Below are 1,854 nucleotides of genomic sequence, written 5' to 3'. Positions count from 1 at the left end.
GGATTAGTATCCAATATCATAAATGCATTAAATATAGGGCTTCACCTTATGACGTTGAATATGATGAATATTTCGATAAACGCTTGTTGAAAACACCTTTCGAGTATTTATTTGGTTAACTCATATAAAATAACTCCAGTTATCTATTGAAATAGTCGTTTACTTTCTTATAAAGTATGCTTGAGCCGAATAGTGGTGAAAGCCACACGTTCGGTTCTTAGGAGAGGAAGGGAGAGCAATCTCTCTGACTTATCCGACTAGCTAAAAGTTTAGGTTATGATGTGCAGTTTGTCCATGTAAAATGCAGAGTTTCAGGAACCGGCCACATCAGATTAAGGCTCAGGCATAAAAAGCACACTGGAGGAAACTGGATTAACCGTGATCCTGCTGCAGTGGCTGATACTACTTCAGGTAATGTCCGGTCAATCTGGTGTGAAGACGGAAATGTCATAGCTATTGATCCATCCTGGATTTTCACAGATTTATATTCAAGTTAACAGTTAATGTTAACTCATTTTTATTTTTTACATAATAAATCACTCTTATTATTCAAAATTGACTTTTTAAAAACTCTTTAATAGGATATAAAGAATTGTAACTAATTTTTCATATGGATTTTTTATGAAACCATTACTTGTCAAATGCTCTCTCGCTTTCTTTAAATATATCTCCTAAAAGACATATTACTTACCCACACATAAAAAGGTGCATATGAAAATGATAAGTAAAACCGACACCAGTCTATTAAATTGGATTTATAAACATGTAATTGACTTCACTGATGAAAACGACAACTCCGGTTTGAGTTGGGAGAGTACAAACAAAGAAGCATTAAGTTTCATGAATGGCATTCCCAAAAAAGAAAAAGTTCAAAAATACGGTGTATATTCAGCTAAAAGCTATTTGTTTGTTGTGGATGAATTCGATGATATTAAGGAGGGTTTACAAAAAGGAGTGCTCTCTGAAAAGACCTGCAAGATGATTTACACTTGGAACAGTGAGATCGGACGTGAAAACTGGGATATGGATGATGTCATGTACGCATTGTATCCTGCACTGGGAAGACACATAAGCAGGAATTTCTTCTATGCCACTATAAAAAATCTTGTGGATCTTGGAGTAATGGAATGTGTAAATCCTGAGACAGAACATGGCAGAATGTATATAATAACCGAAAAAGGCGAAAGAGTACTTGGACTATTGTAACTTAGGATTAGAATTGAAATAACATTAACGCTCACCATCAACTAGTAAAAAATCACATTTGAAAACCATTGCATATATACTCCAGTTCAAAAATAAAATCCAAAACCGAAAATGTCACCGTTAATGTAAAAGCCATTCCATTAAATTAAAAGAAAAAAGTAGCTATTAATTTATATCTTGCGTACTTTTGATTATTCAATAGTCAACACATGTACGAAAAACCATATGCGTTGAACCTGGGTAATGATAATTTTATATAATTGAAATAATAAAATATTATATTAATTATTATATACAGGTTGTAATAGCTATGGCCAATATTAATAATACCTCATCCTACATGGATGAAGACAAAAAGCAAATTATCAAAGAGTCTAACTATACCTATAGAGATGCTCTTGAAGTTTCAGCCTATCTCATTGAAACAGGCAAGTTCGAAAGATTCTACAAGGAAATGCAAATCCATGACCTTCAAAAGGAACTTGATGCAATGGGTGATGAAGAATAAGCTTCAAAAAATATATCTCACGTATATAACTCTTAAAAAGAAACTTTTTTTCATAAGTGAAAGTAATATTTATTATTACTTTTATATTTTTTGTATAATAAAATTTTATATATAATACATAATAAATATATGTATTATGT

The 1,854-nt window shown here is 31.8% G+C and carries 3 protein-coding genes; all 3 read left to right on the top strand.

The annotated features are described in order from the left end of the window. Positions 1-281 precede the first annotated feature (281 nt). The 3 genes from UIB65_RS02885 to UIB65_RS02875 all read left to right on the top strand — a co-directional run bounded on the left by UIB65_RS02885 (position 282) and on the right by UIB65_RS02875 (position 1,714). A complete protein-coding gene (locus UIB65_RS02885; RefSeq protein WP_330039627.1) occupies positions 282-497 on the top strand; it encodes a hypothetical protein in 216 nt (71 codons plus the stop codon). Between the two features lie 220 nt (positions 498-717). After that, positions 718-1,206, top strand: a complete 489-nt coding sequence (locus tag UIB65_RS02880; protein ID WP_330039626.1) for a hypothetical protein — start codon at positions 718-720, stop codon at positions 1,204-1,206. 310 nt (positions 1,207-1,516) lie between these two features. Then, the gene (locus UIB65_RS02875) at positions 1,517-1,714 is read left to right on the top strand and encodes a hypothetical protein (protein WP_296846758.1); all 198 of its coding nucleotides are present in this window, start codon (positions 1,517-1,519) and stop codon (positions 1,712-1,714) included. The last annotated feature ends 140 nt before the right edge of the window (positions 1,715-1,854 follow it).

The sequence above is a fragment of the Methanobrevibacter sp. genome (genome assembly GCF_036307625.1).
In the GTDB taxonomy this organism is placed as follows: Archaea; Methanobacteriota; Methanobacteria; order Methanobacteriales; family Methanobacteriaceae; genus Methanocatella.
This window is presented reverse-complemented; position numbering and strand designations above follow the sequence as displayed.